Raw genomic sequence first — 2683 nt, 5'->3', positions numbered from 1 at the left:
CGGGGGCGGCCCCCCCCCCCGGGGGGGGGGGGGGGCCCCCCCCCCCCCCCCCCCGGGGGGGGGGGCGGGGCCCCCGGGGGGGCCCCGCGCCGGGCCGGCCGGCGCGCGGCCGGCGGCACTTCAGCTCATGACCGCCATGGCCAAGGCGCGGCGGGCGCGCATCGAGGCGCGCTCTGCCCGACGCTGCATGCGTCGCGCCGTGGCAAGGCGTACGGCCTTGCGTTGTGATTCAGCCTCGTTGAGCCGCTCGTGCATATGCGCACGAGCCAAGGCTTCTGGGATGAGTTGCATTTCGCGGGTCCTGTTCTGGCACGTCTCGGGTGCGTTCGTGGTGTTGCTCAGCGGGTGGGCGAGCTGGGGTTCGTCGGTGGTTGACATCGTCGGGTCCTGCTTCTTGGGGTCGTGCGTCGCGGGGCGGTCGATGGTGCCGGCGGTGCTCATGCCACGACCGGGTTCTTGCGCGGGCGACCACGGGGCCGCTTCCGAGCCACCACCACGCCCTGCACGAAGAGCTCGCCGCCCCAGACGCCCCAGGGCTCCCGGCGGTCCTTCGCACCGGCGAGGCAGGCCGCACGCAGCGGACAGGTCTGGCACAGCGACTTGGCGTACTCGACGTCGGCGGGCGACTCGGCGAAGAAGACCTCCGGGTCGTACGAGCGACACGGAACGGCTTCGCCGAGGCTCTCGATGGCGTCATCGAGCTCGGTCAGAGCGGTGAGCGGGGCCGGGGTCAAGGAGTCCTCCGAGGGGTGGTCGGGCGGGGGGATCAGGTCGGTCGCTACGGACGGGGTGTGCGCCTTGAGATGCACGGTGGTGAATTCCTCGTCTGTGTCGGCCCGGCTGGTGGCCGGGCGCTGCGTCTCCCCCCTGGACGACCAGGAGGGCAAATCAAAAGGGGGGCGGCGCCCCGGGGGGGGGTGGGGGGGCCGGGGGGGGGGGGCCGGGGGGGGCGGCCCGGGGGGGGGGGGGGCGGGCGCCGCGGGGGGGGGGCGCGCCGCGGCGGCGTTGGCCGGCTACGCGGAGCGGCGGATCACCCCGCGGTTGGCGACGGAGACCGACAGCGCGCTGGTCGAGGCGGTGTGCCGGGTGGAGGCGTCGGCGTACGCGGAGGACGGGTTCGCCGAGCGACAGGAGGCGGCCGAGATGGGAGTGGTCCGCACTCAGGTGATGGTGACCGATGCCCAGCGGTTCCTGTCCGCGCTGATCCGCATGGTCACCGCCGGTGGGGTGTTGTCGGTGCTGAACCCGTTGCTGCTGCCACTGTTGCTGCTCGCCGTGTTGCCGGCCGGTGTGGGAGCGGTGCTCTCGGCGCGCGTCGACTACGAGATCCACTACGCCAACGTCGCCGACCGCAACGTGCGCGCGATGATGCGCTGGTGGGCGACCACACCGAAGTACAGCGACGAGGTCCGCGCCAACTCGATGACCGACTACCTCGTGTACTGGCACCGGGCGCTGTCCGCGCGGTGCGACCGGCGCACGCTGACCGCAGCGCCGCGCACACTACGGATCGCGCTCCTCTCCGCGCTGGCCGGCGGCCTCTTCCTCGTCGCGACCTGGGGAGCGCTGGCCTGGCTCGCGGTCTCCGGCCGGATCGAACTCGCGGTCGCGGCCACCGCCGTCATCGCCGTACAGACCACGCTCGCCGCGCTCTCCGGGGTCGTCACCAACGGCGCCGCGGTCTTCCACACCAGCCTCTACCTCAACGACATGCAGACCTTCCTCGACGACGCGACCGCCCGCGCGCCCCAGCGCGGCCCGGGCCACCCCACCGGCCAGGTCGAACGCATCTGCCTGGAGGAAGTCAGCTACCAGTACCCCGGCAGGGACAGGCCCGCCGTCGACAACCTCTCCCTCACCCTGGAGCGCGGCCAGATCCTCGCCATCGTCGGCGCCAACGGCTCCGGCAAGTCCACCCTTACCCGCCTGCTCACCGGCATCTACCTGGCCGACAAGGGCAAGGTCACCTGGAACGGCACCGACCTCGCCGAACTGGACCCCGCCGGTGTGTGGGCACAGACCGGGCTGGTGCCGCAGATCTTCGCCCAGTGGCCGATGCCGGTACGCGACAACGTCACCCTCGGCCAACCCCGTACCCATGACGACACACCCGTCTGGGAAGCAATCGACGCGGTCGGCCTCCGCGAGGCGATCGACGACCTCCCCGCAGGGTTGGACACCCTGCTCTCCCGGCAGGTCTTCGGCGGCACGGAGCTCTCCGGCGGGCAATGGCAGCGCATCGCATGTTCCAGGGCGCTGTACCGAAGTCCGGGGTTGCTGATCCTGGACGAACCGACCTCCCAGATGGACCCCCGGGGCGAGCACCAGATCTTCGAACAGATCAAGGCCGTCGCCACCGACCGCATCACCATCGTGGTCACCCACCGGCTGGAGAACACGAAGATCGCCGACCACATCATCGTCATGGAGCACGGCCGCATCATCGAACAGGGCCGGTACGACGACCTCACTCACGCCCACGGCACCTTCGCCGAACTCCTGCAACTCTCCCAGGACCGCTGACCGCCCGTCCCACCCCATCTGCTCCCACCCTCCCCCGGGGGGGGCCCCCCCCCCCCCCCCCCCGCGGGCGGGCCGCGCCCCCCCCCCCCCCCCCCGCCGGGGGGGGGGGGGGGGGGGGTTGGGGGGGGGGGTGGGGGGGCCCCGCCGCGGCCCGCGCGGG

The 2683-nt window shown here is 73.1% G+C and carries 4 protein-coding genes; 1 reads left to right on the top strand and 3 read right to left on the bottom strand.

The annotated features are described in order from the left end of the window. Positions 1–120: 120 nt before the first annotated feature. Positions 121–441, bottom strand: coding sequence for a putative WhiB-interacting protein (locus AAHZ94_RS32320; protein ID WP_349997270.1), 321 nt, complete (start codon positions 439–441; stop codon positions 121–123). Continuing rightward, positions 438–809 carry a WhiB family transcriptional regulator gene (locus AAHZ94_RS32315; RefSeq protein ID WP_349997269.1) on the bottom strand — a complete coding sequence of 124 codons (372 nt, stop codon included), beginning with the start codon at positions 807–809 and terminating at the stop codon, positions 438–440. Before AAHZ94_RS32315 ends, AAHZ94_RS32320 begins: the two co-directional genes overlap by 4 nt. A 4-nt stretch (positions 810–813) precedes the next feature. On the opposite strand from AAHZ94_RS32315, the gene AAHZ94_RS32310 reads away from it, so the two are divergent. Further along, complete coding sequence (locus AAHZ94_RS32310; RefSeq protein ID WP_349997268.1) at positions 814–2523, top strand: ATP-binding cassette domain-containing protein; 1710 nt, start codon at positions 814–816, stop codon at positions 2521–2523. Here AAHZ94_RS32310 and AAHZ94_RS32305 read toward each other — a convergent pair. Further along, positions 2472–2683: hypothetical protein (locus AAHZ94_RS32305; protein WP_349997267.1), on the bottom strand; the 212-nt coding region annotated here is incomplete at its 5' end. The two genes, AAHZ94_RS32310 and AAHZ94_RS32305, sit on opposite strands and share 52 nt — an antisense overlap.

It is taken from the genome of Streptomyces sp. HSW2009, assembly GCF_040240285.1.
In the GTDB taxonomy this organism is placed as follows: domain Bacteria; phylum Actinomycetota; class Actinomycetes; order Streptomycetales; family Streptomycetaceae; genus Streptomyces.
The sequence above is the reverse complement of the archived record's forward strand: the minus strand, read 5'-3'. Positions and strand labels throughout refer to the sequence as shown.